Below are 25,214 nucleotides of genomic sequence, written 5' to 3' on the forward strand. Positions count from 1 at the left end.
ATCGAGTCATGGGGAATTACTTTTGCGCTTTGAATTTTATTTAGACCAAATATAAATTAAATAGCATGAGATTAGCATTACTCGCTACTTTTTTATTGTGTTTCTCGCTAAGTTGGGCCCAAAATGCCTCGGTCAGTGGAAACATAACAGCTCCAGACGGAGAGGCCTTAACCGGCGTAACCGTTCAGATCAGCGCCCTATCCAAAGGTACGTTTACCGACGAACAAGGCGATTTTACCTTAACGGGTTTGCCTGCCGGAAATCACAGCCTAACTTTAAGCTATATCGGATTCAAAAACAAGGAAATAGCCATAGCCCTTAGCGAAGGCCAGCAATTACAACTCGAGGCCCAAACCTTGTTCGAAGGAAACGAATTGTTGCAAGAAGTAGTTCTGACCGGAGAACGCCAGAACAAGTTTTCCCGTAAAGAAACCGCCTATGTGTCGAAACTTCCGTTAAAGGACATCGAAAACTCGCAGGTGTATACCACCATAACCTCAGAGATCCTGGAGTCGCAAGTAGTAACCAACTTCGACGAAGCCTTGAACAATGCGACCGGTGTCGGTAAACTTTGGGAAGCTACCGGTAGGGCTCCCGGTAACGGAACAGGGTACTTTTCGGCCCGTGGTTTTGCTACCCAGCCCCGTTTGGTCGATGGACTGCCCGGTTTTACCTTTAGTGCGGTTGACCCTTCTTACATAGAGCGTATCGAGGTGATCAAAGGACCATCTGCCACCCTTTTTGGAAGTACTGAAACTTCCCTCGGAGGCTTGATCAATGTAGTGACCAAAAAGCCATACGAAGGTTTTGGCGGTTCAATTACATATACCGGAGGGTCTTTCAATACCCATCGTATTTCTGCCGATGTGAATACCCCAATTAGCACTAGTGAAAAGACCTTTTTTAGGGTAACCACCTCATTCTTGACCAAAGATAGTTTTCAAGATGCCGGGTTTACCGAGACCTTCTTTGTGGCCCCTTCCCTAACCCACCGTTTCAACAATAAATTGACCTTGAAACTTGGGGTTGAGTATTCTAGGACCAAGCAGACCAACCCTTCTATGTTGTTCCTTAGACGTGGTGCCCCAATGGTATCCAGAAACATTGAGCAGATGAATGTTGACCCTAATAAATCCTTTACCTCGGACGACATTCACCTGACCAGCCCTATACTGAATACCCGTGCCGTTGTAGATTACAAACTAACCGATCGTTGGACCTCACAAACCGTGGCCGCTTTAAACTATTCTGAAGCTAAAGGATATTATCAGTACAATATCGATGGTGGCCCCATGGCCATTCTATTCTTATCGCAATTGACCACCAACCCGGCCTTAGAACCCTTACAACCCATACTCGGCCCCATGGTAAACCCCATGTTGCTCGAGGCCAACGCCTTATTACAGCAAGATGCCTTTACCCGTATCTTTGATAAACGCGATGCCAATGCTACCAACTTCAACATCCAACAGAACTTTGTGGGCGATGTAAAAATCGGTGATATGCGTAACCGAGTAGTATTCGGTCTTGACTATTTGAGTAAAGCCGAACATTCGCGCAACCAAAGCGGAAACCCGGTTTTGACCACTACCTCTAATTTCCCCCAATTATTAGGGTTCTTCGCTAATCCGCCTTCACCTCCAGTACCAGCTGAATTTGTACCGACCTTACAGGCTTTGGGACAACAAACCGAGGCTACCTATCAAGGCCTTCCGTATTTCGATGCCTTTATAGATCCGCGTGGCAACGTTATCGAAAGTACCTTTACCCCTGGGGCCACATACACACCTAACAAAGCAAACCTAGATCAGATTTTTGCCCAGGTTCCGGTAAACGATATCAAAGTAGGATCACAGGTTTTGGCTGCCTATGTTTCTGATGTTATCAATGTAGCCCCAAACTTAACCGTTAACGTTGGCTTGCGTTTGGATCACTTTATTCAAGACGGGAATAAGGCGGTTGAAGTTGACGATTATACCAAAACCAACTTTTCGCCCAATGCCGGTTTTGTTTACCAACCTATCATGAACCGTTTGTCGGTTTTTGGAAATTACCAAACTGGTTTCTTGAACCAAAACCCAATTATCAACCCTGCTGGCAGTATCAGGCCCGATGGTACCGTTGCACCAGAACCTTGGGTAACCACCTTAGATCCGGTAAAAGCCAATCAATATGAGGCTGGAATAAAGACTAATTTGGTAGGTAACAAGCTAAATTTAGGCGTAAGTTACTACTATATCAATGTTAAAGACAGGGCCACATCCGACCCAAGGGTACCCTTACTACCTCAAACCGTGGATATCGCCGAGACCGTGAGTAAAGGTATAGAGCTCGAAGTGAACTCAAACCCATTCCCAGGTATGAACCTAAGAGCATCCTATTCGTATAACGACAGTGAGGTAACCGACGCCTATAGTAAATTGGCCGGGGAGGTCATTACCCCTATTCAAGGCTATAGACCCGAAGAGGCCGGGCCTGAAAAGGTGTACAACTTCTGGGCCGATTACCGTATACAGTCTACCAATGATTTCTTGAGTAGGATCGGTATTGGTGCCGGATTCAATGGTGCCTCGGAACACTATACCTTAAACAACGCCATTTCTGGTCAGTTCGAGTTACCTAGCTATACCATTTTTAACGCCTCGTTATACTATGATGCCGAGAAATTCAGAATCGGTATCAAAGCCAATAATATTTCCGATGAGGAATACTATAGAGGCTGGAGTACCATTAATGCCCAAGCCCCTTTTAATATGTTGGGCACCGTGTCTTATAAGTTTTAATCATTTCATGCTATCCGTAAAACTCCGAAGTTGTTCCTTCGGAGTTTTGTGGTTAATGTCAACCCTATGGTAACTATCTTGGTTTTATTGGTCTTTTTGGGAAGTATTGGGCTTTTATACGGTTCGAAAAAAGCAATCCTCCCAACAAAATACAACTATCAAAGCTGGCTGGCCCGCAATCCTTTTCGGACTAAAATGCTAGGATGCCTGCTTTGTGTATTGAGTCTTATAGGTGCCATAATGTATTTGGGATTAGGTAGCGGGTTCTTCTTTTGGCTGGTATCTTTTATGACCAGCTTAAGTCTGTTGGTGCTTTTTAACCCAATCAAATTAGTATCCCATAACCAGCTATTGCTTTTGTTCTTGATTTGTCTCTGCATCGAAATCCTTTAGACCATGCCCGCCAACCCTAAACATTTAAATCCAAACCCCTGGCACCAATTTGCCAAGATAACGGCCGGAATAATCGGTGGCTATATCATCGCTGCCTTGTTTCACATGTGCCTACCCTTATGGTTACCTAGCCCAAAGAAGGTTCTGATTACTTCCATCTATACTTTGTACATGCTTTGGGTAGCCCTCTTGATCGTTCCTTTTCTTTTCAGAAACGGATGGAAAGCTTGGGGCCTGTACCTAGTAATTATCGCCATATTATTCGGCCTGTTCTATTTGGGCAGCCCTAGAAATCCGTTTGTGTAATGAATAAAAGGAACTACAACGTATTTTTTAATACACATACTGTAAGTGGTATTGTTATCAGTGTGGCCTTATATGTGATCTTCTTTGCCGGTGCCTTTGCCCTGTTCAAGGAAGAAATAGCTGTTTGGGAAGAAAACACCCCGCAACACTATGTAGAACGAGCCGCCATTGATTACGATTTTCTTCTAAACGATATCGCTCAAGAATACGAACTGCCAGGAAGGGATATCCGTTTTAATTTAGGTCATACCAATTTAGATAAAATTTATGTACTCCTCAACCAAAGCAAGGACACTGTAAATATTTCGGAAGAAGACAGGGGTTACGAATATTTCTCCATTGACATTCACAATGGCCTCAAAAAGACCTATGAGGAAAATTATAGCTTGGGCGAATTTTTGTACCGTTTACATTTCTTTCACCAAATCCCTTATGTGGGCCTATATTTATCCGGATTTATCTCACTTTTCTTCCTGTTCGCCATTGTTACCGGGGTAATCGTACATTGGAAAAAGATCGTTTCCAATTTCTATCATTTTAATCCCAAGGTGACCTTAAAGCGAATTTGGACGGACGCCCATACGGCACTGGGTGTTATTGGCTTACCCTTTCAGTTTATCTATGCTATAACCGGAACCTATTTCGGACTGAGTATTTTGGTCTTGCTACCTGCCAATTTCCTTTACAACAACAACCAAGATAAATTGATGCAGGACCTAAGGCCAGAACGTGTGGCCGCAGAATGGGTGGCACCTACCGCTGACCCCATGCCCAGTGTAAATGAATTCGTTACGGCCAATGCCAATACTTGGGACCGTTTTCACCCGCAATATGTGTATCTGAAAAATTACGGTGGTGTTAATGCCGAGTACCAATTGATAGGCGAACTGGACGATTCTGAAAAATACTTAAATGCCGGAAGCATTACCCTGAACACCCAATCCGGAAAAACCAAAATAGACAGAGACCCGCATGTGGCCGACTATTTGGGCGATATACAATTATCGTTGGGCCGTCTGCATTTTGCAAATTTCGGCCCACTGTGGGTACGGGTCGTGTATTTTATTCTGGCACTGATTACCTGTTTTGTGATAATTTCCGGGGTTTTGATCTGGATCGAGGCACGAAACAAAAAAAGTATGTCCCTCAATCAGCGCTTATATACGGCAAAAGTGGGGCATATCTATATGGGTATCTGCCTATCGCTTTTCCCCATTACCGCCCTATTCTTTTTGGTAATCAAATTGTTGCCCGCCCATCTCATGGATCAGCGTATGACCCTACTTTATGTAGGTTTCTTTGGCCTTTGGCTTTTGGCCAGCATTTTCTACCGCTATAAAAGAGATAATTATTTTACCAATAAATCGACTTTATTACTGGGCAGTATACTCGGATTCTGTATACCCTTGGCCAATGGCCTTGTAAGTGGGCAATGGCTATGGAAAACCTTTGGAACACAATATGAAATCTGTTTGGTAGATGCCTTGTGGCTAGGTTTGGCCACGGTTGGTCTTTTCGCCTACTGTAAAATCAAACCAAACATCAAAGCACAAAGCGCCTTTAGCAAACACCCCATAGATTATAAAAACCGGAAAGCCCTTCTCCAAAAAGAAGCGACTTCTGAAAAGCCACTTAACCCCATCGATATAAACTTTAATGAATCAATCGAAGAAGATATGAAAGCGAAAATCGCCCTATTATGGCTATTCTTGGCCATCGGATTTATCATTCACCATGTTTACGGTCTGGCCACGGTATATACCTCCGAATCCCTTTATATTGAGAGTACCCACGGCGAAACCCCTATGGCATGGCATGTGTACCGAATACTTTTTGAAGGCCTTGCCCTGGTATTCGCCCTGTTGAGTTTACAGTTCAATAAAAAAGGGTTTTGGACCACAGCCTTGGTTTTTGCCATCGTATTAGGCCTCTACAATACCTACCATTTCGTAGCTGCCCTTTTACACGAATTGGGTAATCTTTCGGAAATCGTGGTACTGGCTTGGATGGTAGCCGTATCTGTCATTTTAACCCTAAGCTTGAGCCAAATGCGAAAAAGTCTTTAAGAATTACGTTTTTTAGTTGCAATGTCGGGGCCGTTCCTTGTAGTGGGGAACGGCCCCATTGTTTTGCCTATTTCTTATAAAACGATTTGTCGATATAAACCAAAGCTTCCTCCAAAACCTCAGTTAACACGGTATCATCTATGGCTTCCAAATCCCTATAGCGTAGTGACCGTACTACTTTTCGGCCGGCGGCTTCCATTTTATCTAGGTGTTTCGACATATGGGCCGAGTGCCAAAAGGCCACATCTACATAATCTTTACTCTGGTTGAGATAGCATAAAGGCCGATCATCCACATAAAAAAACGAGATCTTGTATTTGAACCGCATCTCTGCCTTGGGAACCACGGCCTGTATCTTAAACTGTATATGAAGTAATATAGAACGAAAAGGTTCTGGTTGTGATAGGATATAGGTTTCAGCTGGGTTCATACAACTAAATTAATAGAATTAGAAGACTTGAATGCTACGGTACTAATTGTTCAATCAAGTTCATATATAAACCATCTTTTCCCTACCTTTAAGCAAAACCAAACCAGTATGAAACCCTGTATTTTGGCGATTAGCCTATTCGTCGGCCTGACCGTTTGGGCCCAACAACCCAGTCATTCCCATAGTGCGAAACGCGCTTTCGACTTTCCCGATATTCCGGGTTATAAAACCTTAAAGACCGATTTTCATCAGCATACGGTTTTTTCAGACGGAAAAGTATGGCCTTCTATCCGCGTTATGGAGGCGTTGCGCGATAATCTCGATGTGATTTCCCTGACCGAACATATCGAATACCAACCCCATGCCGACGATATTCCGCACCCCGACCGTAACCGGGCCTATGAAATTGCCCTTGAAGAAGCCAAAAACCACGATTTATTGATCGTGAACGGCTCGGAAATTACGCGGGACAAACCCGTGGGCCATAACAATGCCATCTTTGTGACCGATGCCAACAAATTAGTGGCCGACGACCCAAAAGCGCCCTTTGCCGAGGCCAAAAAACAGGGCGCCTTTGTTTTTTGGAACCACCCGGCCTGGTTCCCCCAATCCCCAACGGGCAATCCTATATTTAGTGAATTTCAGGCCGAGCGCGTTAAAAAGGGGGAGTTACACGGCATCGAGGTCATCAATGAATATGATTATGCCGAGGAAAGTCTGGCCCTGGCGCTGGAACACAATCTTACTATTATGGGCACCAGTGATATTCACGGACTCATCGATTGGCACTATACCGAAAAGGGACACGAAAGACCTATTACGTTGGTTTTTGCCAAAGAACGGAACCTTGAAGGGGTAAAAGAAGCCCTTTTTGCAGGTAGGACCGTAGCTACTTTCAATAATCTTTTCGTAGGCAGAAACGAATATCTAAAACCCTTATTGGAGGCTTGTATTTCGGTGGCTAGTGCCAAATACCGGAAAAACACCAGTATTCTCGAACTTACACTTAAAAACAGTTCGAGCAGTGACCTTTGGTTGGAAAACAACATGGACTATACCTTTTATAACCACGGCCCGGTATTCGAGATTCCGGCCCATGGCGAAGTAACCTTAAAGGTCAAAACCTTGAAAAAATTGAACACCCTGGAACTAAACCTTAAGGCCATTAAAGCCTTTATAGCCCCTAGGCAAAATCCGGAACTATCGTGGCAGATCAATATCGAATGATATCGTTCTTTATTTGTGCTAATTATTCTGATATATAATCCTCCAAGTAAGAAAAGCGTGAGGTCAATTTTCCATCTCGGGTCATTCGCGCCCGTTCTAAAACCCCTTGGGCATCATTGTCGAAAAAAGCCGGAATAACGTGTTCCATGAACTGTTCGCCAAATCCAACACTGGCATCACGGGGCAATTCGCAAGGTAGGTTGTCTACCGCCATAACGGCTATGGCCTTATCATTACGATAATCTATTTCCGATTCACTTTGGGCATCGTAGCCGTAAATAGGGTCGGCGATGGTAGAAGGTCTAATTGTACTGGCCACCGGACCATCGATATCACAACTGATATCGGCTACTACAGAGATGTTGAAATCATCGGATTTGGCATCCTCACGTGTAAATAAAAAGGGCGCACCATCGCCAAAAAAATGTCCGGCGATATAGAAATCCGAAACCTGGGCAAATCGCATAAAGTTGGATTGATAGGCTTCTGCACGGGAATAAAAATCTTTTTTATCCAATTGCTGACCGTCTTTGCGCTTGTTATAATCGAGTACATCAATCTGGCAAAAGACCGGTTCCGTAACCCTTTGGTTCAAATAGGCATTTACATCCAGTTCGGTAAGGCCCATGCCCACCAACATTTCACGGGCTCCGTTACCCACCTTGCCCTTGCCGGTCAATACGATCTTACAGCCACCTAGTTTCTCCTTAATCTGTCTCAGGGCGTTGATCAGGGCTTGCTGGTCTGGCAGGGTTTCGGCCTTGGGCAATTCGAACAACCCATGTTTTAATCCGTACGCCCGAAAACCATTGTAGGCCCCAACTATACCGGCATAACGACCAAAGGCCACGACGCGTTGTCCCGCTTGGTTTACGATAACCTCGTGGTCGTACAATTCTATATGCTTGGCCAAAATGGCCTGCAACAGCTTTTTGTTATAGGGCTGTTTTTTAATGGTGTGCGAAAAGAAAAAGTACTTTTTGTTCGGAATCAAGGCATCGATAGGCACCTCTTTTACCCCGAGCAATACATCGCATTGATCCATGGCGTCTGCCACGGTAACACCGGCAGCACGATAATCTGCATCGGTATATACACGAATATCCGAAGGCTCAACGATAATCTCGGCTTCAGGAAATCGTTCTAATATGGCCTGACAGGCAGCTGGGGACAATACGACCCGACGATCTGGCGGGTTTTTTCTTTCTTTAATAACACCTAGCTTCATAAACTCACTTTTGGTATGAAATTTGTCGTAAAATAACCGGATTTGCGGGGGTGTGCAAACTTTTTAGTAACTTCGCAAGCCTTTTCTCCAAAACCCAGTTTTTGAGAAGGATTTTAACATTTTTCCTAATAGAAGGAAAACGTTCTGAAACATAATGGGGCCGACCGGTTTTGACAGCGAGACCAGTTGGAGTGTAAGCATGTCGAGCGTTGGGATGTTGCTCGTTAATCTGATGTTCCAAACCTTTAAATGGCGAAAATAATTACGCTCTTGCCGCTTAATCTGAATCATAGTAAGATAAGCCTCGTCTCTATAAGATAGAGAAGCGAGATGTTCCTGAACAGCCCTTGTTGACGGCGGTTCGTAAAGGAGCACCATAAAAGTCAACATAGAAACCGTAGGATCCCGATACGGTTTTAAAGCTTAATCGGGAATAAGGTTATGGTGGGCGGTCTTTGGTCAGCCATAGCTCGAAAACCAATCAGAGACTAAACATGTAGAAAGCCCTTTAGCTTCTTGTTTGGACGAGGGTTCGAATCCCTCCGGCTCCACCAAATAAAATCACCTTCGGGTGATTTTTTTGTTTACACCTCCTAGATTTAAGGTCATTGCGCAGGTCTACCAGACCTGTTCCTTTCCCTTAGTCTCCGACCTTACCAAATCTCCCTGAACCCTTGGCAAAGCGAATATCGCAAGGTCTAGGCTCAGCGTAACTTTTTGCTTTTCTTTGTACCTCTAAACCAATTCCTTTCTTGATGTCTAAATTCTTTCAGTTCTTTTTGTTAGGGTTGTTTTTTATGAATACCAATGGTTCTCTGGGTCAACACGAACCCCAAATAAATCTTCTAATCTTCTCTAAAACTGCTGGCTTTAGACACGAATCCATCGAAACTGGGGTAAAGGCCCTTCGTGAGCTTTGTTCTCAAAACGGCATCGAAGTTACACATACAGAAGACGCTAGGTGGTTTACCAAAAAACGATTAAAGAAGTTTGATGCGGTGCTCTTTTTAAGTACCAGTGGTGATGTGTTTAATAAAAAACGACAAAGGGCCTTTAAAAGGTTCATACACGGGGGCGGTGGTTTTATTGGGATACATGCCGCTAGTACCACCGAATACGATTGGCCCTGGTACGGTCAACTATTGGGAGCCTATTTTGATGGGCATCCCGAGGCACAAGATGCTGTGGTTCGGGTAACCGACCCCAGTCATTTGGCCACAACTCACCTACCAAAAAAATGGAAACGTTTTGATGAATGGTATAATTTCAGGTGGATAGACAAGAGTTTCCATACCCTTTTAACCGTAGACGAAAGCACGTATACAGGAGGAAAACATCAGAATAACCACCCCATAGCTTGGTGTAAGGAATTTAACGGAAGTAAAGTGTTTTATACTGCCTTGGGGCATACCAAGGAATCTTATACCGAAAAACAATTTTTAAAACACTTACTAGGCGGAATCAAATGGGTCATGGGTTTAGAAAATTTAAAACCAGACAACTAAATTAGATTTTTAGCGTAAACCATTTGCCCATAACACCTATTCCCCTAACTTTGAGGCCCTATTTACCGAATACGCTTGTGAGGCTTCCAATTATTATATTCATTTCTTTTCTTTCGCTTGTTACCGCGCAACAACCAAAAGACACTACCCTCCTACATTACCTTCGGTCTGCTTCTGCTAATGCCCTGGAAAACGGGAACGATTCCCTTTTCAAACAGCTTAATACTGAATACTATCAATTGGCCCGAATACATAAAGACACCCTCTGTATCGTGCGTTCATTTTTCCACGAAGCTATGTATCGACCCTATCCGGCCAATATGATATTTGCCGACAGCATTATTAACCTAACCAAGAATTTCTACAAGATAGATTTCCCTTCTTATGGTTATTACCTTAAGGGTCAATTATTCGAAGACAATGATGCCTTGGTACCGGCTCTAGACGCTTACAAAACCGCCTTGGATCTGGCCACCAAAAAGAAGGACAGTTTAGGTATTTTAGACGCCTTAGGAGGTATAGGCAGTATCAAACTAACCCTTGGACGCTTTAAAGAGGCTCAAGAATCGTTTCACAGGTCAAGAAATTACATAATCCAAAAAAAAGGCTCTTCGGCCGCATTACGGAGTAATTATAATTTAGCCAGGGCTTTTCTCCATGCCGGGGAATTGGACTCTGCCCGTTATTACGTTGATTTAGGCCTTTCCCATATCGATTTAGATAAAGAATATGCCGTAAAAAGTAAAGCCTATCATAAATTTTCGGCTTTTTACCCTAGTCTGGTCGGCTTAGATGCTTACGTGAAGTTCTATCAAAAGACAGCTATGGATGAGGTTAAAGATTCCTTAACCAAATTCCTTCCCATTTATGAAAACGAACCCATCTATTTGGGTTGGTCCCACTTTGTTTTGGGTGAAATAGCCTTGCTAGAGGGTAAACGAAAGCAGGCCCTGGATCATTTCTTAACCGTTGACCGATTGTTTGGCCCGGAAGATTGGCGTTTTTCAAAGCTTAAGGAAACCTATGCCGGACTCATTGAACTCAAAAAATCGGATAATGCCGCCCAATTGGCTTATATGGAAAAGTACATACGCTACGATTCCATTCGAAATTCCAAAATGCTCCGAATCGCCAATGAAGTTACCACAAACTACGACCTCCCGCATGTTGCCGATTTGAAAAAACGTATTGCCGAAAGCAACAATGACCTAACGCGTAAAAAAAGGCGTCACTTTTATATCGTATCGAGCATCTTGGTGGTAGCATTTGTCATCAGTCTGGTTTTTCACTTTCGGTATAGAAAGACCAAAAAACGCCTCGAACTTTTGCTGAATGAGGAACCGGTTCCGGCACCGATAAAGGTAGCTTCACAACCGAAAAAATCACATGCCCTGGACACCGAGCATTTGACCCACATATTAAACCGACTTAATGACTTTGAGAAAAGCGACCTCTTTCTCGACCCTACCTATAATATGCAAGACCTTTGCCAGTACATTGGTAGAAATGCCAATTGGACCAGTAAGGTAATCTCAGATTATAAAAATCCAGAAGGTTTTAGAGCGTACTTAAAAGACTTACGCATTTCTTATGCCATTGCCGATTTAAAACGGAACACCCCTAAACTGACCATTGCCGGTATGGCGTCTTCCTATGGATTTGGATCGGCCAATACCTTCTCTAAGAGTTTTAAGGAACGTACCCAGGTTACCCTTTCCAGTTTTTTGGCGGCCTTGCCGGAAAAAGCGAGCGCCTAACCTCACTTTCTACTACTGTTTTTAGGGCAGGCTTCCCTTTTTTAGACCACCGACCTAGCCTCGTCGCCTTTAAAAACCACGAAAACAACACTTAACGCAACTAACTGATTACGTAACTGTTGCAGGCTTTTATAAGTCAAAAAAATCCTTCCATTCATGAACCATGGCATGAAAAGGTTTTATAAAATGGGGAACCCCCGTACTTTTATAATGCAAAGAGGTACGTGTTATAATTTTTGCTTTTCCACCTGTCTAAATAATTAAATGATTTTGCTCAAATCTACAGGGAAAGCACATGAATTAGTATTCGCGATAACCAACCTACCAACAACCTTCACCAACGGGCCAAGGATTATCTCCTTGGCTTTTTTGTTTTCTAAACCCGCTATACCAGAAGAAAGAATTACTGCCGATCTAGTATAGCTTCACTTGTTTTGGACTTATGTAGCTCTTTCAAAAAAGTGATCAACCCTTTAATTTGGCATAACTCTTTTTATAATCCATGGGTCGCATGCCCACTATGGTTTTAAACTGTTTATTAAAATTCGACAAGGCATTAAAACCACATTCATAACTGATCTGTACCACATTTAATTCATCTTCCAACAATAATCTCTTGGCATGGCCGATCCTTGTCTCATTAACAAATCGGGTAAAGGTTTTATTGGCCCGAGGCTTAAAATACCTAGAAAAAGTACTGGGCGACATATTCAAGGTATCGGCTATTTCATCGGCACTGATCTTTTTCCTGAAATTCACGGCTACATAATCGTGGATTAACCTCATTTTTTCGGAATCGCCTCCCTTAAAATTGTTGCGATATTCCATTCCGGCCAATAATTCATACTCATTACTTTCAGACATTAATTCCAAAAGTTGCCATAAACGTATCATTCTTTTAAACCCAACCTCCCCCTCGAAACCCAATAATAGGGACTTGATCTTTTCCCGTGTTTGCCCAAAAAAGGAAATTCCACGTTCCGATTTTCCCAAAAGCCGCTCCATTTTAGGGAACTTTTCAGGGAGTCCGATAATCCCATCAACGATATCTTCACTGAAATACAGTACCAAACCCCTTGTATTGTTAGCTTCTTGAGTTTCAAAACAGACTTCCTCACTACGCCATAAATGGGGTAGATTAGGTCCGGTAAACACTAGGTCTCCGGGCTCAAAAACTTGTACATGATCTCCGATATAACGCATTCCCCTCCCCTTTAAAATCATAGAGATTTGATATTCCGGGTGAAAATGCCACCGCGGATTAAAATAAGGTCGGAGCGCATCCTGATAGACGATTACTTCTTTGGAAGTAAGTGCGGTTTCAATATTAGGCCTACCCATATTTTACAACAATTGTTAGATTCAGGGATAATAAAAGCAAAAAAGAGTAGCAATACAAAGAAAAAGTGGAGGAAATCCGTCTTTCCCTACTTTACTTTTATCCTATATATAAAAAATAGTATCCTATGAAAATCGGGATGAACATGCTTTTGTGGACTGACCATGTTACGGAAACCCACTATCCCATAATAGAAAAATTAAAGGAAATTGGATACCACGGTATCGAAATACCCCTAGGCCAAGGCGATTTACGGCATTACCATAAACTGGGTAACGAAATTGCACAATTAGACCTCGAAGTAACTGCGGTTACCTCTATACATGCCAACACCAATATAGCCAGTCCGGATAAGAAAATAAGACAGGCTGGCCTAGACCAATTGCGCTGGGCTATGGATATGGGGGCGGCACTTGGGGTAAAGACCATTTGCGGACCATTCCATTCGGCCTTTGCCCATTTTAGCCAAAAACCCCCAGCGCAGGCCGAACGCCAATGGAGCGCCGAATATCTACATTTAGCGGGCGGTTATGCTTCGGAAAATGGCATTACACTGGCCGTAGAGGCTTTAAACAGGTTTGAGTGCTACCTCTATAACACCATGGGTGATCTTAAGATGTTATTAGATCAAGTGGCCCATCCGAATGTTGGGGCTATTTACGATAGCCACCATGCCCATATCGAAGAAAAAAATCACGAAGGGGCCCTAAACACCATAGCCACCCACCTTAAGCATGTACATATTAGCGAAAGTGACCGGGGCACCCCAGGTAACGGACAAGTGCACTGGCATTCTGTTTTTAACACCTTACAAGATATGGGTTACGACGGTTGGCTTACCATAGAGGCCTTTAGCCGTTCGGCCCCAGAATTTGCGAACGCCATTAACGTTTGGCGCGATTTTTCACCCGCGGAGGAGATTATTACCCAAGGGTTCGATTTTATTAAAAAGAATTGGATAAATAGGAAACCTTAATCTATGGAAGCCTTTGCAGATTCTAACGGTATCAAAATCTTTTACAAAACCATAGGAAATGGCGACCCCTTGGTACTGATTATGGGGTTTGGTGCCGATGGTACAGCCTGGGAAAAGCACCTGGATATGTATGCGAAACACTTCCGTTGTTTGGTTATCGATAACAGAGGGGTAGGCCGTTCAGATCAGCCCGCGGGCCCATATTCTACCCAAAGCATGGCCACAGATGTCATCGCCGTAATGGATCATGCCCAAGTGGCCAAGGCCAAGGTGGTTGGCATATCTATGGGAGGGGCCATTGCCCAAGAATTGGCCTTGAACTATCCCAATCGTGTTAGCGGCATGGTTCTGGTTAGTACATGGCCCTATTTTAATAAGTATACGACAGCTGTGTATAACAACCTTAAAAACTTACGAAAAACCAGCCGACCCGAAGATTTTATGGCTCTTTTACAACTCTGGATTTTCGCCCCGCCGTACTACCAAACCCAACAAGACCAGTTACAAGCCGGCCAACAAATGGCCAAAGACCATCCCAATCCGCAATCACAAGAGGGGTTCAATGGTCAACTCGATGCCTGTAGCTCCCATAATACGGTATCCCGATTAGGCGCTATTAACATCCCAACACTAATTACGGTGGGTGCCCTCGATATCTTCACCCCGCCGGGTTATTCCGAAACTTTACATAAGGCTATACCCAATTCCCAGCTTGACATATATCCGGATGCTGGGCACGTACATCACTGGGAAAGCCTAGACCGATTTAACCAATCAACCACCGAATTTCTACTAAACCATTGATTATGGCATCGATTCAATTAGCATGCGAAACCTATACCTGGCAAATGCCTGGTGAGACTTATAAAGGCAAACTGGATCATATTATGGGCGTCATGAAAAAAGCCGGATTTACCGGAATTGAAGCTGAAACCAGCTTCTTTGGGCCTTTGGCAGACCCCATACTCATGCAAGAAATGTTGGACAAACATCAATTAGAGCTTACCGCGCTTTGCCATGTTGAAGACTGGCGACACACTCAGGAAACCGATGCCGAAAAAGCGAATGCCGATTCTTGGATCGAGTTCTTAGCCCATTTTCCAGATACCATGTACCTATTGGTGCAAATGCCGGGTAAAGACCGAAATCAGCTGGGTGAAAGACAAACGAATCTTTTGAACTGTATAAACCATATTGCCCAACGGGCCACGGACAAGGGTATAAGCTGTTCTTACCACCCCAATTCTCCCCAGGGTTCCATCTTTCGAACCACATCGGATTATAAAATCCTTTTAAATGGACTCAACCCCAGAACCATTGGCTATACCCCCGATGTTGGCCATATTGCCAAAGGGGGTATGGATCCCTTGGAAACCATTAAAAAATATAGGGAAACCATTAATCTCGTACATTATAAAGATATGTTCGCCAATGGCGAATGGGCCCCGACCGGGGAGGGTATAATCGATTTCAAGGGCATTACAAATTACTTGAAAGCCACTGAATACACTGGCTGGATCGTTATGGAAGATGAATGTGATAGGGCCATAACCAATCCCGACGGACTCACACTTACCGATGGAGATTACATTAGAAATCATATCGTAAACCTAATTTCTTAAACCGAACGCTATGGAAACCTTTGTACTTGGCCTTGATTTTGGTTCCGATTCCGCGCGTTGCGCGCTTGTAAATGCTGGGAATGGCCATATTCATAATGAGGCCGTGGCCCTTTATCCGAGATGGAGCCAAGGCCTTTATTGCGATCCGGCCAGCAATCGTTTTAGGCAACATCCGCAAGATTATCTCGATGCCTTGGAAGAAGTGGTTCAAAATACCTTGTCTGGGGTTGCCGAAGATATTGTTTCAAAAATTGTCGGCATGGCAATAGATACCACAGGCTCTACCATTGTTGCGGTTGACCGTTCGGGTACTCCTTTGGGTTTACTTCCGGAGTTTTCAGAAAACCCAAATGCACTATTCGTACTATGGAAAGACCATACCGCCCTCAAGGAGGCCGAAGAAATCACCCATACCAGTAAACAATGGCATACCGATTATACCCAATATGTAGGGGGTACCTATTCAGCGGAATGGTTTTGGGCCAAAATATTGCATATCTGTCGGGTAGATGCCTTGGTAAAAGAAGAAGCCCATAGCTGGGTAGAACATTGCGATTGGTTACCCTTTTTACTTACCGGGGGCACCAATTTACACGAAATGAAACGAAGTCGTTGTGCCGCAGGCCACAAGGCCCTTTGGCACAAGGACTATGGAGGGCTTCCCGATGTTGATTTTTTGAATGCCGTGGACCCCATTTTAGGGCCCTTTCGAAAAAACCTATACGAACACACCTATACGGCCGACCAACCGGCCGGAACCCTTTGTACTTCTTGGGCCCAAAAACTGGGGTTGCCCCAAAACATCACGGTCAACGTAGGCACATTCGATGCCCATGCGGGTGCCGTAGGCGGTGAAATAAAGCCGCATTTTTTAAGCAAAGTCATCGGTACTTCTACGTGCGATATGCTTGTTACACCCTTACCTAGGGGGCAGGAACAAACTATAGCCGGAATCTGTGGGCAGGTGAACGGTTCCATTCTTCCAGACATGTTAGGATTAGAGGCGGGCCAATCGGCCTTTGGCGATGTATTCGCTTGGTTTCAAAGATTACTCAGTTGGCCCATTAACGATGTATTTCCCGATACCGAAGATGCCGATTCAAACGATTTGAGACCTTTTGTCGACCGGATACTGCCCGACTTATCAAAGGCAGCCGCTAAAATTCCAGATACTGATTTCCAACTTACGGCATTAGATTGGTTTAATGGCAGGCGCACTCCCTTTTCAAACCAAAACCTGAAGGCCAGCATTTCCGGACTTTCATTAGGAAGTGATGCCCCCCAGGTTTTTAAGGCCCTGGTCGAGGCCAATTGTTTTGGGGCCAAAAAAATCGTGGACCAGTTCAACGATCAAGGGGTAACCATTGCCGGCATTATCGCCTTAGGCGGGGTCGCCCAAAAATCGCCTTTTGTCATGCAGACCATGGCCAATATACTTGAAAGACCCATTCATGTAGCCAAAGCCAAAGAAACCTGTGCCTTAGGGGCTGCGATGCTAGCGGCTACCGGAGCTGGTGTGTACGCTACTGTTTCAGAGGCCATGCAAGCTATGGGCCACGGCTATGAGGTGACCTATCAGCCAAACATAAAGACCAAAAATCTTTACCATAATCGCTACCAAAAATATTGCAGGTTGGGTGCCTTTATTGAACTTCAAGAGGAAAAAAGCGAAATAAGACCCGTAGACCCCTATGGAGAACTAAGGCAAGAGGCTTACGATTGTAATATGAGATTACCGGAATTAGGGTTAGTGTTATTCACTTTCGGTAATGCCAGTGTTGCGGATCGGGAATTGGGGGTTTTCGCCATTAAACCAAGTGGGGTACCCTATACCAATCTCAAACCATCGGATATGGTTATAGTCGATTTTGATGGTAATATCGTAGATGGTGCCTTAAGACCCTCATCAGACACCAAAACCCACGCCGTACTTTACAAACATTGGAAAGAGGTTGGGGGTATCGTACACACCCACTCTACCTACGCTACGGCTTGGGCCCAGACGGGATTGGACATCCCAATTTATGGCACCACCCATGCCGATCATATGACCGTGAACATTCCGTGCGCCCCAGTAATGGATGCCGAAATGATCAGCGGTGATTATGAATTTGAAACAGGGCACCAAATATTAAAAGCATTCGCCACTAAAAACCTGTCCCCAAAAGAGGTTGAAATGTGTTTAATTGCCAACCATGCCCCTTTTTGTTGGGGACCCACGGGCGATAAAGCCGTATATAATAGTGGGGTATGTGAAGAATTGGCCAAAATGGCCTTTTTAACAAAACAAATCCGTCCGAATGCCCCTATGTTACCGGATGCTTTAAAAAGAAAACACTTTGAAAGAAAACATGGAACCCATGCCTATTACGGACAACAATAATACGCTCACAAACCCAAGGAACAATTATCCGAAACTCCATAACGCTGCTTGGCCCGGAATGGTAGGAAAAGGCCCAGACACCGAAGCCTGTATCCCACTGGAAACCATGGTGCAACTTACGGCAAACGCCCAAGTTAACGGCATTGGTTTCGATGGGATGGACATTACCCTTCACCTCCCCCATTTTGATATCGATGGTGGCCCCGAAGCCTTGAATCGATTGGTAGACTTGTTCCAATCGCACGAATTGGCCATTGGGAGTTTGGTAGCACCTATCTGGAAAGAAACCGGTGGAGGTTCGGCCATGGGTACGACCAAAGAACGGCAACGCTTTTTAGACCAGGTAGAAAAAACCTGTGCCCTTGGCCAAGCCCTACGGGAAAGTGGTTTACGTCCCTATGGGGTAGTACGTATAGATTCGGCCGACAACCCAGCGAATTGGAATACCGATCCCGTAACCCATACACGGCTAATTGCCGACACCTTTAGAAAAGCGGCCCAAATAGGTGCCCAATATGGCGAACGCATTGCCGCCGAAGGCGAAATCTGTTGGGCCGGGATGCACGGTTGGAAGACCATGACCCATTTACTGGAGCTCATTGACCACCCCAACATCGGTTTCCAAGCCGATATGGCCCATACCCTTCTCTATCTCCTGGGATACAACAAAGATGACGAACGCATACTACCCAAAAATTTCGATTGGAACGACCGGGCCACCTTGGAAAAAGGACTTCAATCGGTTTCCGCCGCCCTAAGGCCCTATACCATCGATTTTCATGTGGCCCAAAACGACGGTACTGTATTTGGGGCCGGCTCCCACGACAAGACCGGGAAGCATTGCCTGGCCACAGACCCGAATGGCAAATTAAACATTACCACAGATGCCGGGTACTGGTTACGCGACTCAAATGGTAAACTGACCAAAAATTTTAAACATATCTGTTGGGATGGTTGTATGTTCCCAAACGAGACCCTACTGCAACCACAAACCTGGAACGATATCTTGGCAGCAATGCTACAGGTTCGCGAACAGCATGGATGGGTTGAAACGACCTAAGCAATTCCATCAATTCCCATATTCCTTTTACCCTAAAGCCAAAAAATCAAAATTAGAGATGAAAGACCAATATAATCGCCGCGATTTCATGAACCGATTGGCCGGCTTGAGCCCAATACTGCTCTATGGCACCACCGGATTTTCCCAAAAACCCAAACCAATTTCCTTCGGTAAGGCAGTTGTTGAAAAAATAGAGCTGTATCGGTACGATGTTAATTTGGCCCGACATTTCAGCTTCGGGGTCTGGAAAAACAGACAGGTGGCTTTTATCAGAATAATTTCCTCAGGGAAAAGCGGTTGGGGCGAGATGAATGCGGGAATCAATAAGCCTGGGCTAAATCTTGAAGATTGGGGACAATTCTTACGCCCATTATTAGGAAAGAGCATTGACGATGCTTTTAATATGGTTTCTTCACACCTCCATGCAAAAACTTGGAACTGGGGCAAATGTGAATTTGTAGAAATGGCCTTGTACGATTTGTTGGGTAAACTGGAAAACCGTCCCGCACTAGATCTTCTTGGATTAACCGGAAACCAAGCCGTTCACGGGCTTTTCCCAATATTGGAAGAAGACCCTGACAAGGTGGCCAAGGCCGCTCAAAAAGCACGGGATTCCAACTATAAGTCCCATGTAAAATTAAAGATCTTCGGGAATTCAAAATCCGATGGGGAATTGATCCAAACCGCCCGCGAGGTATTGGGTGATCAAACCTATATTGTTTGTGACCCAAACGAAGGCTATAAAAATTGGGACACCCTGACTGATTTGGCCCAAGACTTAAAATATCTAGGAAGTTGTGGTATGAATGGCTGTGAAGACCCAGCCAAACTGACTCTTGAACAATGGATCGACCTACAGAAGATGGTCGACCCCATTACCATAATCCCAGATGTGATTCTAAGGCCTGCCCATACCGCCTTGGAAATGGCCAAACCCGGAATGGGTAATGCCTATAACCTGCATCCGGCGACCATGGGCAACTTTAAAAGCATGGTACAATTGGCTTCTAAAATAAAATCATGGGGGCACCAACTCATGATCGGCGATGCCAGCTTAATAGGGCCAGGTTGCTCCATATGGCAACAATTGGCCATAGGTATGGGCGCCTCCTGGGTAGAAGCCATAGAAAAACCCATTGAATCGGACCGTTACTTACCCTGTATCGCTTCTAAAGCCACCTTTAAGGATGCTTCCGGAAAGCACCAAATGAAACGCCAGGCCGGTTTTGGTGTGGAATTGGACATTCCAACTTTAAAGGAAGTAGTATCACAACATCATGTCATCTAGGTTAACCTTTACATATTTTACTATTATTGCTCCTAACCTGCTGTTGAAACATAAAAAAGGGCAGCCGAAACATCGACCACCCTTTTAATTTTATATAAAAGTCCTACCTCTTGAACTTATGGTTTTACCACCTCAGTATCCATAGGCACGGCAACCTTGACCAAATTGGTCTCCAAGGATTCCAGAAATAATTCGTCGGCCAAAAACTGCCAGCTAAAATCACGACTTTGATTGGCCAAGTGATGATGCCCATCTTGATCCAAAATATAATCGTCTGGCTTGTTTAGCTTTCGGGTCTGGGCGTAGACTTTTTCGAACTGGGCACGTAGTTCTTTAAACTCTTGTCGTTTATCCAACAAAGATTTTTTAAGTACATTTTTCTTCTCCACCTCCTGCTCTAGGTCATAGGCCTCCATGGTCAACAACAAATCTAAGGTAAAGCCAGTAACTTGGTATACTTGCTCGTACACCTCTAGGTTATACGAATTACGAACTGCCGTTTGCCTTAGGGCTGCCAGCGATACGCCCAACGAATCATGGACTTGTTTCAAGGATTTGGCCCTAGCCAGGCGTTCCGCCTCAGATTCGGCCCAACTACCATCTCCGGTAGGTAGTTCGATCAGTCGTGATTTCGGGTCGTCGGAATGACTGATGTAGTTTCTGGAATTTCCTACCAATAGGGCATTTTTCCAGAATGCTACCGGAGCTTCCAAGGCGTCGATAAAGGCGTATTCATCGGCAGCGGCCACATTTCCGTACTGCCTATGCCTAAAAGCTTTTTTCAAGGCGTCTTTATCCCGTTTTTCGCCAGACCAAGCGTATTCCGAAAAACCAAGGATGCCCCGCATATAGAGCTCAAAATGGGGCGAATCGTCGTCCCAAAGGGTGAGTAAGAGTCCGTCTAAACCACTTTCTATAGACGATACGGCAAAATTGCGTATGTTGTTCCAATTACTTTCTTCTTGTGGCATCATCACCCATCGGGTCTGTCCGGCGGTAGCCCCCATTACCGGCAGGTCTTTGCTTCGGAACCAATCCATGGCCTTTTGGTTGCCCACGGCTTCCGAAGCACTATAGTTCCAGCGCATATAAATGCAATTCTTCGGAAACTTATCTAAAAAGGCCAACAATTTATGCTCGTTTTCGGCCCAAATGGAATCTACCTGGGTCTCGGTGAGTTCTTTATTGAACATGGCATTGTACACCCCAGCTTGTTTTAAGGGCATATCGTCCCAAAAAATGGGGGTACGATTATGGGATTCGGCAAAGGCACTCACCTTGGATAGCCAATCTAATTGCAACTCCAAAGCCGATTTACCACTGTTTCTGCCCGTGGTATGCACCTCATCACCTCCAACATGTAAATACTTCCCATGGGGAAAGGCCTCCATGGCATCGAGATAAAGGTCGAATTGTACTTTATAGGTTTCCGGATTTAATGGATTATAGGCCCAGTCGCTTTCCGGATCGTCGCGCAGAACTTTGTAGGTATCGTGTTTTAATACAAAGGAAGAGTGTCCGAGCCCCTGTACCAACGGACTGATCTCTATAAAACGATCCTTGGCATAATCGCTTATCTTACGCCATTCTTCTATAGACAAGGCATCGGCCGAACCTACACGGGCCTGCCTAACATACTTCAATTTATCTTCAATCTCAATGATAATACCATTGATTTTCTGAGTAGCCAACTTGTCGATTAAATCGTAGTAGTATTCGGTAGTTTCTAGATGATGTTTTACATCGAGTTGGATGGCACGGTAGGCCAAAGCCGGAAAATCGGAAATACTACAAATGGGGAGGTTTACCCCTTGATCTTGGGCGTCTATGACCAATTGCTCCAAACTGCGGAAGGCATAGAACAAACCAGCCGTATCTTTTCCCTTGATGGTTATGCGATCTTCGGTAATATCGAGGGTATAGCCTTGGGCAGGAAGATCCAAACTTTCATCTACCCCGTACTGGATCGGGGCACCGGAACCTGAACCTGCCCTCAGGGCAGTTAGGGATTTCCCCAAAATCGGTAATTCGGCTCCATCGGCGCTATAAGCCTCCGTTAGCGCATCGGATTCCAAATCACTGACCCCGGTTACGGCAAACTGTTGCGGTAAGGGCAAGAGGTTAAAATCGCCCATTTCTTTTGGGGCCTCTGTACAGGAAAATAGTATCAAGGTCAATACAAGACCTAATACGGTAGTTGCTTTTTGCATGGATTCGTTCGGTTTTCCTTAAAAATAACCAATATCGGTTCCAATTCGCTACAACAGAAAATTTAATACCAATTCTTTTCCTAATTGGAATATTTCTGACGGAAAACGAAAAGAAACCCCTTTTTTATTATTGGAAATATAACGCGGGGGAATAGGTTAGTCCAGATTCATTTTCAGGTCTAAAAACAATCAGCGTAACTTTTGAGCTTGTTTTTGTAACCGGATGCTTTCAGCTACAATAGTCCCAAGGATAATGGCCCCACCGATCCATGTGCCCGTTCGCGGGAATTCCTTTAATAATAGCATACCTATCAAAATACCGAACAGGGGTTGGGTACAACTTAAAATACTTACCGTAGTGGTAGAGAAATGCCTAAAACTATACAGAAACAAAGTATGTCCCAAGGCTGTGGTAATCAGCCCTAGTGCCAAAAGCGAGGGTATAAATTCGGTTATACTCTTTAGCTCCAAAGTAAAAAAGAACGGAATGGCCAAGACAGATGCCACCACCAATTGGTATAGCATTATCACAGATCCATTATAAGACCCGATACGCGATTTCACGATAATATTCCGTAGCGCATATACCAAGGCAGAGAACAGCCCCAACAATATGGCTATAAAGTAATCGCTCTCTAAACTAAACTCGGGTACGATAAAGTAAAGCCCCACCAAGACCATGGCCCCTAAAAGCAAGTGAAACTTTGAGAAGGCCGTTTTTAATACCATAGGTTCCAATAAAGCGGTAAGCACCGGATAGGTAAACAAGGTAAGCATACCTATGGCCACATTAGATTTTTGCAAGGCATAGAAATAAGTGATCCAATGCAACCACATAAGAAAGCCACTGAACAACACCATAGCCTTATCTGCTTTGGCCACTTTGAGCTTAAAGCCTTTTATCCAACAAAACAACAAAAGGGCTACGGCGGCAATGCATGCCCGCATACCAATGGTAAGCGGGGTGGGCACATCGATATAACGCCCAAAAAACCCGGAGGTACTTACAAAAATCATGGCCAGATTGACCTGTAGAATATTTTTGAGCATATCAAATTTCCCGTGTTTGAACGGGCAAAACTATAGGTATTGGCCGGATTTGAAGTACAAATACCGAATTAATCCAAAAGATTTACCAGATGCGCAACCAGGGCATCGGCAAATTGCGGATCATTGATATGGGCTTGATACTCGGTTACCTTTACCGTATCGGCAGCCGTGGTCTTAATGGCGGTAAAGAGCGCGGCATCGTATTCCGGAGCGTAAAAAATATCGCCAGCCTTATCTATTTGTGAAATGCCTTCCAAAGGGATTACGATTTCGGCCTTTCCTTTGTAGGCCGCTACTTTCTGTACCAGAATTTCACCTAATTCCGTATTCTCGGCCGCATGGGTTCGCATTAGGGTTACATCGGGTGCCCAACTGTATAACTGCCTATCTTTATAAGGCTCGGGCACGGAATGTAAGTGGGCAAAATTGACCATATCCAAACACCCCGGAACTACTACCTGGGGCAGGCCCATTTCCCCCGCGGCGGTCAACCTATCTGGGCCGGCATCGCAAATGCCCCCACAAAGGTTATCTGCCAGTTCGGTAGTAGTAACATCTAACACGGCATCGAAACAGCCTTCACGGATCAAAGCCTCCATAGTGGCCCCGCCGATACCCGTGGCGTGAAAGGCCATAACCTCATAACCTTTCTCTTGCAGTTTTTCGGTACAACGGTCTACACAGGCCGTGGTATTGCCGAACATACTTATGGCGATACGTTTACGATCGTTGGCCAGCATGTCGCCACTCACCCTTGCCATGGCCGAAATACTGGCTGCGGCTTGTTTGATAAGCACCTTACTTATGCCGTTTAAACCTGCTACATCTACTACCGAGGGCATTAAAACGATATCCTTAACCCCCATTTGCTCGGTAAGATCTTTGGCCGCTAATGTACTCATACAGAGTTTAGGAATGCCAAAAGGAATTTCCTGAAGGGCACGAAGGGTCATATAGGTACCGCCACCACCGCCCATACCAATGGCTCCGGCCACCAGATTTTGAGTTACCAGTTCTTTTAAAAGGGCGGCCGCACCATCGCCCATAACCCCAACGGCCTTACCTCGATCGTTAGATTCCCTTAGAGCTTCTATTGCCATGCCTCCGGCCTGGGCTACAGCTGTATTATCAAAATCTACGGGAAAATCAGGTTGGGATGGCATAACCCCAATATCCATAGTGCTTACCGCTACCCCATTCTCGGTAAGGCAATCGTATAGATAAGAAAACACTTCACCTTTCGTATCAAAGGCGCCCAACATGACCACTTTCTTTTGCATAGCCACGAATTAAATATTAAAATCGAATACCACTACGCGTTCCAATTTCGGAACCACCAAAGCCTTTACTTCTTCATGGATCGGGTGAGGTAAATAGGCCTCACGAGCTTCTGGACTTTCAAAATCCATGATAAAACCGTGGGTATAGCCATCGTTTAATCCCTCGGTACTATCGTAGGGACCATATTCCATATTCAACAATCCGGGAATCTTTCCTACCATGGCTTTCATGGTAACAAAGCAAAGGGTAATCTCCTCTTCAGTCACCCCTTCTTTAAACTGGAACATGCCATAATGTTTTGTCATCTCAA

19 protein-coding genes, 1 other RNA gene and 1 pseudogene are annotated in these 25,214 nt (G+C 44.6%); 14 read left to right on the top strand and 7 right to left on the bottom strand.

The features are described from left to right. Positions 1 to 65 precede the first annotated feature (65 nt). From B7P33_RS03520 to B7P33_RS03535, 3 genes are all read left to right on the top strand, one after another. The gene (locus tag B7P33_RS03520; protein ID WP_097440553.1) at positions 66 to 2,783 is read left to right on the top strand and encodes a TonB-dependent receptor; all 2,718 of its coding nucleotides are present in this window, start codon (positions 66 to 68) and stop codon (positions 2,781 to 2,783) included. A 396-nt stretch (positions 2,784 to 3,179) separates the two neighbouring features. Continuing rightward, on the top strand, positions 3,180 to 3,482 hold the full coding sequence (locus B7P33_RS03530; protein ID WP_097440555.1) for a hypothetical protein: 303 nt from the start codon (positions 3,180 to 3,182) through the stop codon (positions 3,480 to 3,482). Further along, positions 3,482 to 5,548, top strand: coding sequence for a PepSY-associated TM helix domain-containing protein (locus B7P33_RS03535; RefSeq protein ID WP_097440556.1), 2,067 nt, complete (start codon positions 3,482 to 3,484; stop codon positions 5,546 to 5,548). Before B7P33_RS03530 ends, B7P33_RS03535 begins: the two co-directional genes overlap by 1 nt. A 67-nt stretch (positions 5,549 to 5,615) precedes the next feature. Here the strand turns inward: B7P33_RS03535 and B7P33_RS03540 are convergent, their stop codons facing one another. Next, positions 5,616 to 5,978 carry a DUF1801 domain-containing protein gene (locus tag B7P33_RS03540; protein ID WP_097440557.1) on the bottom strand — a complete coding sequence of 121 codons (363 nt, stop codon included), beginning with the start codon at positions 5,976 to 5,978 and terminating at the stop codon, positions 5,616 to 5,618. Between the two features lie 108 nt (positions 5,979 to 6,086). Between B7P33_RS03540 and B7P33_RS03545 the strand changes: the two genes are divergently transcribed. Then, a complete protein-coding gene (locus B7P33_RS03545) occupies positions 6,087 to 7,205 on the top strand; it encodes an Sb-PDE family phosphodiesterase (RefSeq protein ID WP_097440558.1) in 1,119 nt (372 codons plus the stop codon). A 22-nt stretch (positions 7,206 to 7,227) separates the two neighbouring features. Here the strand turns inward: B7P33_RS03545 and B7P33_RS03550 are convergent, their stop codons facing one another. Continuing rightward, positions 7,228 to 8,433, bottom strand: coding sequence for an NAD(P)-dependent oxidoreductase (locus B7P33_RS03550; RefSeq protein WP_097440559.1), 1,206 nt, complete (start codon positions 8,431 to 8,433; stop codon positions 7,228 to 7,230). Between the two features lie 156 nt (positions 8,434 to 8,589). On the opposite strand from B7P33_RS03550, the gene ssrA reads away from it, so the two are divergent. The 3 genes from ssrA to B7P33_RS03565 all read left to right on the top strand — a co-directional run bounded on the left by ssrA (position 8,590) and on the right by B7P33_RS03565 (position 11,695). Continuing rightward, positions 8,590 to 8,987, top strand: a transfer-messenger RNA (tmRNA) gene (gene ssrA, locus B7P33_RS03555). Positions 8,988 to 9,188: 201 nt separating this feature from the next. Continuing rightward, positions 9,189 to 9,938: a ThuA domain-containing protein gene (locus B7P33_RS03560; RefSeq protein ID WP_097440560.1), complete on the top strand. Its 750-nt coding sequence runs from the start codon at positions 9,189 to 9,191 to the stop codon at positions 9,936 to 9,938. A gap of 77 nt (positions 9,939 to 10,015) precedes the next feature. Continuing rightward, entirely contained in the window at positions 10,016 to 11,695 is a 1,680-nt protein-coding gene (locus tag B7P33_RS03565; protein ID WP_097440561.1) for an AraC family transcriptional regulator, read from the top strand. 465 nt (positions 11,696 to 12,160) lie between these two features. Here the strand turns inward: B7P33_RS03565 and B7P33_RS03570 are convergent, their stop codons facing one another. After that, positions 12,161 to 13,036, bottom strand: coding sequence for an AraC family transcriptional regulator (locus B7P33_RS03570; protein WP_097440562.1), 876 nt, complete (start codon positions 13,034 to 13,036; stop codon positions 12,161 to 12,163). Between the two features lie 143 nt (positions 13,037 to 13,179). On the opposite strand from B7P33_RS03570, the gene B7P33_RS03575 reads away from it, so the two are divergent. The 7 genes and pseudogenes from B7P33_RS03575 to B7P33_RS03600 all read left to right on the top strand — a co-directional run bounded on the left by B7P33_RS03575 (position 13,180) and on the right by B7P33_RS03600 (position 20,363). Further along, positions 13,180 to 14,010, top strand: a complete 831-nt coding sequence (locus B7P33_RS03575; protein ID WP_245871627.1) for a sugar phosphate isomerase/epimerase family protein — start codon at positions 13,180 to 13,182, stop codon at positions 14,008 to 14,010. A 3-nt stretch (positions 14,011 to 14,013) separates the two neighbouring features. Beyond that, complete coding sequence (locus B7P33_RS03580) at positions 14,014 to 14,814, top strand: alpha/beta fold hydrolase (protein ID WP_097440564.1); 801 nt, start codon at positions 14,014 to 14,016, stop codon at positions 14,812 to 14,814. Between the two features lie 2 nt (positions 14,815 to 14,816). After that, the gene (locus B7P33_RS03585) at positions 14,817 to 15,632 is read left to right on the top strand and encodes a sugar phosphate isomerase/epimerase family protein (RefSeq protein ID WP_097440565.1); all 816 of its coding nucleotides are present in this window, start codon (positions 14,817 to 14,819) and stop codon (positions 15,630 to 15,632) included. 10 nt (positions 15,633 to 15,642) lie between these two features. Continuing rightward, positions 15,643 to 17,286 (top strand): annotated as a pseudogene (locus tag B7P33_RS03590) (ribulokinase); the annotation flags it as partial. Between the two features lie 18 nt (positions 17,287 to 17,304). Continuing rightward, on the top strand, positions 17,305 to 18,015 hold the full coding sequence (gene araD / locus B7P33_RS19310) for an L-ribulose-5-phosphate 4-epimerase AraD (RefSeq protein ID WP_394341518.1): 711 nt from the start codon (positions 17,305 to 17,307) through the stop codon (positions 18,013 to 18,015). Beyond that, positions 17,993 to 19,075, top strand: a complete 1,083-nt coding sequence (locus tag B7P33_RS03595) for a sugar phosphate isomerase/epimerase family protein (RefSeq protein WP_097440567.1) — start codon at positions 17,993 to 17,995, stop codon at positions 19,073 to 19,075. Before araD ends, B7P33_RS03595 begins: the two co-directional genes overlap by 23 nt. Before the next feature lie 58 nt (positions 19,076 to 19,133). After that, on the top strand, positions 19,134 to 20,363 hold the full coding sequence (locus tag B7P33_RS03600; RefSeq protein WP_172435842.1) for a mandelate racemase/muconate lactonizing enzyme family protein: 1,230 nt from the start codon (positions 19,134 to 19,136) through the stop codon (positions 20,361 to 20,363). A 116-nt stretch (positions 20,364 to 20,479) separates the two neighbouring features. Here the strand turns inward: B7P33_RS03600 and B7P33_RS03605 are convergent, their stop codons facing one another. The 4 genes from B7P33_RS03605 to B7P33_RS03620 form a co-directional block, all read right to left on the bottom strand. Then, entirely contained in the window at positions 20,480 to 22,573 is a 2,094-nt protein-coding gene (locus B7P33_RS03605) for a family 20 glycosylhydrolase (RefSeq protein ID WP_097440569.1), read from the bottom strand. Positions 22,574 to 22,762: 189 nt separating this feature from the next. Further along, the gene (locus tag B7P33_RS03610; protein ID WP_245871629.1) at positions 22,763 to 23,623 is read right to left on the bottom strand and encodes a DMT family transporter; all 861 of its coding nucleotides are present in this window, start codon (positions 23,621 to 23,623) and stop codon (positions 22,763 to 22,765) included. Between the two features lie 68 nt (positions 23,624 to 23,691). After that, positions 23,692 to 24,903: a Tm-1-like ATP-binding domain-containing protein gene (locus B7P33_RS03615; protein ID WP_097440570.1), complete on the bottom strand. Its 1,212-nt coding sequence runs from the start codon at positions 24,901 to 24,903 to the stop codon at positions 23,692 to 23,694. Between the two features lie 9 nt (positions 24,904 to 24,912). Beyond that, complete coding sequence (locus B7P33_RS03620) at positions 24,913 to 25,209, bottom strand: Dabb family protein (RefSeq protein WP_097440571.1); 297 nt, start codon at positions 25,207 to 25,209, stop codon at positions 24,913 to 24,915. Positions 25,210 to 25,214: the final 5 nt, after the last annotated feature.

Origin of the sequence: Sediminicola luteus (genome assembly GCF_002514735.1) — a bacterium.
Lineage (GTDB): Bacteria > Bacteroidota > Bacteroidia > Flavobacteriales > Flavobacteriaceae > HQA918.

Bases quoted from the DNA above. Each gene is read 5' to 3' on its own strand.
- B7P33_RS03520 (WP_097440553.1), top strand. From the start codon at position 66: ATGAGATTAGCATTACTCGCTACTTTTTTATTGTGTTTCTCGCTAAGT.
- B7P33_RS03530 (WP_097440555.1), top strand. From the start codon at position 3,180: ATGCCCGCCAACCCTAAACATTTAAATCCAAACCCCTGGCACCAATTT.
- B7P33_RS03535 (WP_097440556.1), top strand. From the start codon at position 3,482: ATGAATAAAAGGAACTACAACGTATTTTTTAATACACATACTGTAAGT.
- B7P33_RS03540 (WP_097440557.1), bottom strand. From the start codon at position 5,978: ATGAACCCAGCTGAAACCTATATCCTATCACAACCAGAACCTTTTCGT.
- B7P33_RS03545 (WP_097440558.1), top strand. From the start codon at position 6,087: ATGAAACCCTGTATTTTGGCGATTAGCCTATTCGTCGGCCTGACCGTT.
- B7P33_RS03550 (WP_097440559.1), bottom strand. From the start codon at position 8,433: ATGAAGCTAGGTGTTATTAAAGAAAGAAAAAACCCGCCAGATCGTCGG.
- B7P33_RS03560 (WP_097440560.1), top strand. From the start codon at position 9,189: ATGTCTAAATTCTTTCAGTTCTTTTTGTTAGGGTTGTTTTTTATGAAT.
- B7P33_RS03570 (WP_097440562.1), bottom strand. From the start codon at position 13,036: ATGGGTAGGCCTAATATTGAAACCGCACTTACTTCCAAAGAAGTAATC.
- B7P33_RS03575 (WP_245871627.1), top strand. From the start codon at position 13,180: ATGCTTTTGTGGACTGACCATGTTACGGAAACCCACTATCCCATAATA.
- B7P33_RS03580 (WP_097440564.1), top strand. From the start codon at position 14,014: ATGGAAGCCTTTGCAGATTCTAACGGTATCAAAATCTTTTACAAAACC.
- B7P33_RS03585 (WP_097440565.1), top strand. From the start codon at position 14,817: ATGGCATCGATTCAATTAGCATGCGAAACCTATACCTGGCAAATGCCT.
- B7P33_RS03595 (WP_097440567.1), top strand. From the start codon at position 17,993: ATGCCTATTACGGACAACAATAATACGCTCACAAACCCAAGGAACAAT.
- B7P33_RS03600 (WP_172435842.1), top strand. From the start codon at position 19,134: ATGAAAGACCAATATAATCGCCGCGATTTCATGAACCGATTGGCCGGC.
- B7P33_RS03605 (WP_097440569.1), bottom strand. From the start codon at position 22,573: ATGCAAAAAGCAACTACCGTATTAGGTCTTGTATTGACCTTGATACTA.
- B7P33_RS03610 (WP_245871629.1), bottom strand. From the start codon at position 23,623: ATGCTCAAAAATATTCTACAGGTCAATCTGGCCATGATTTTTGTAAGT.
- B7P33_RS03615 (WP_097440570.1), bottom strand. From the start codon at position 24,903: ATGCAAAAGAAAGTGGTCATGTTGGGCGCCTTTGATACGAAAGGTGAA.
- B7P33_RS03620 (WP_097440571.1), bottom strand. From the start codon at position 25,209: ATGACAAAACATTATGGCATGTTCCAGTTTAAAGAAGGGGTGACTGAA.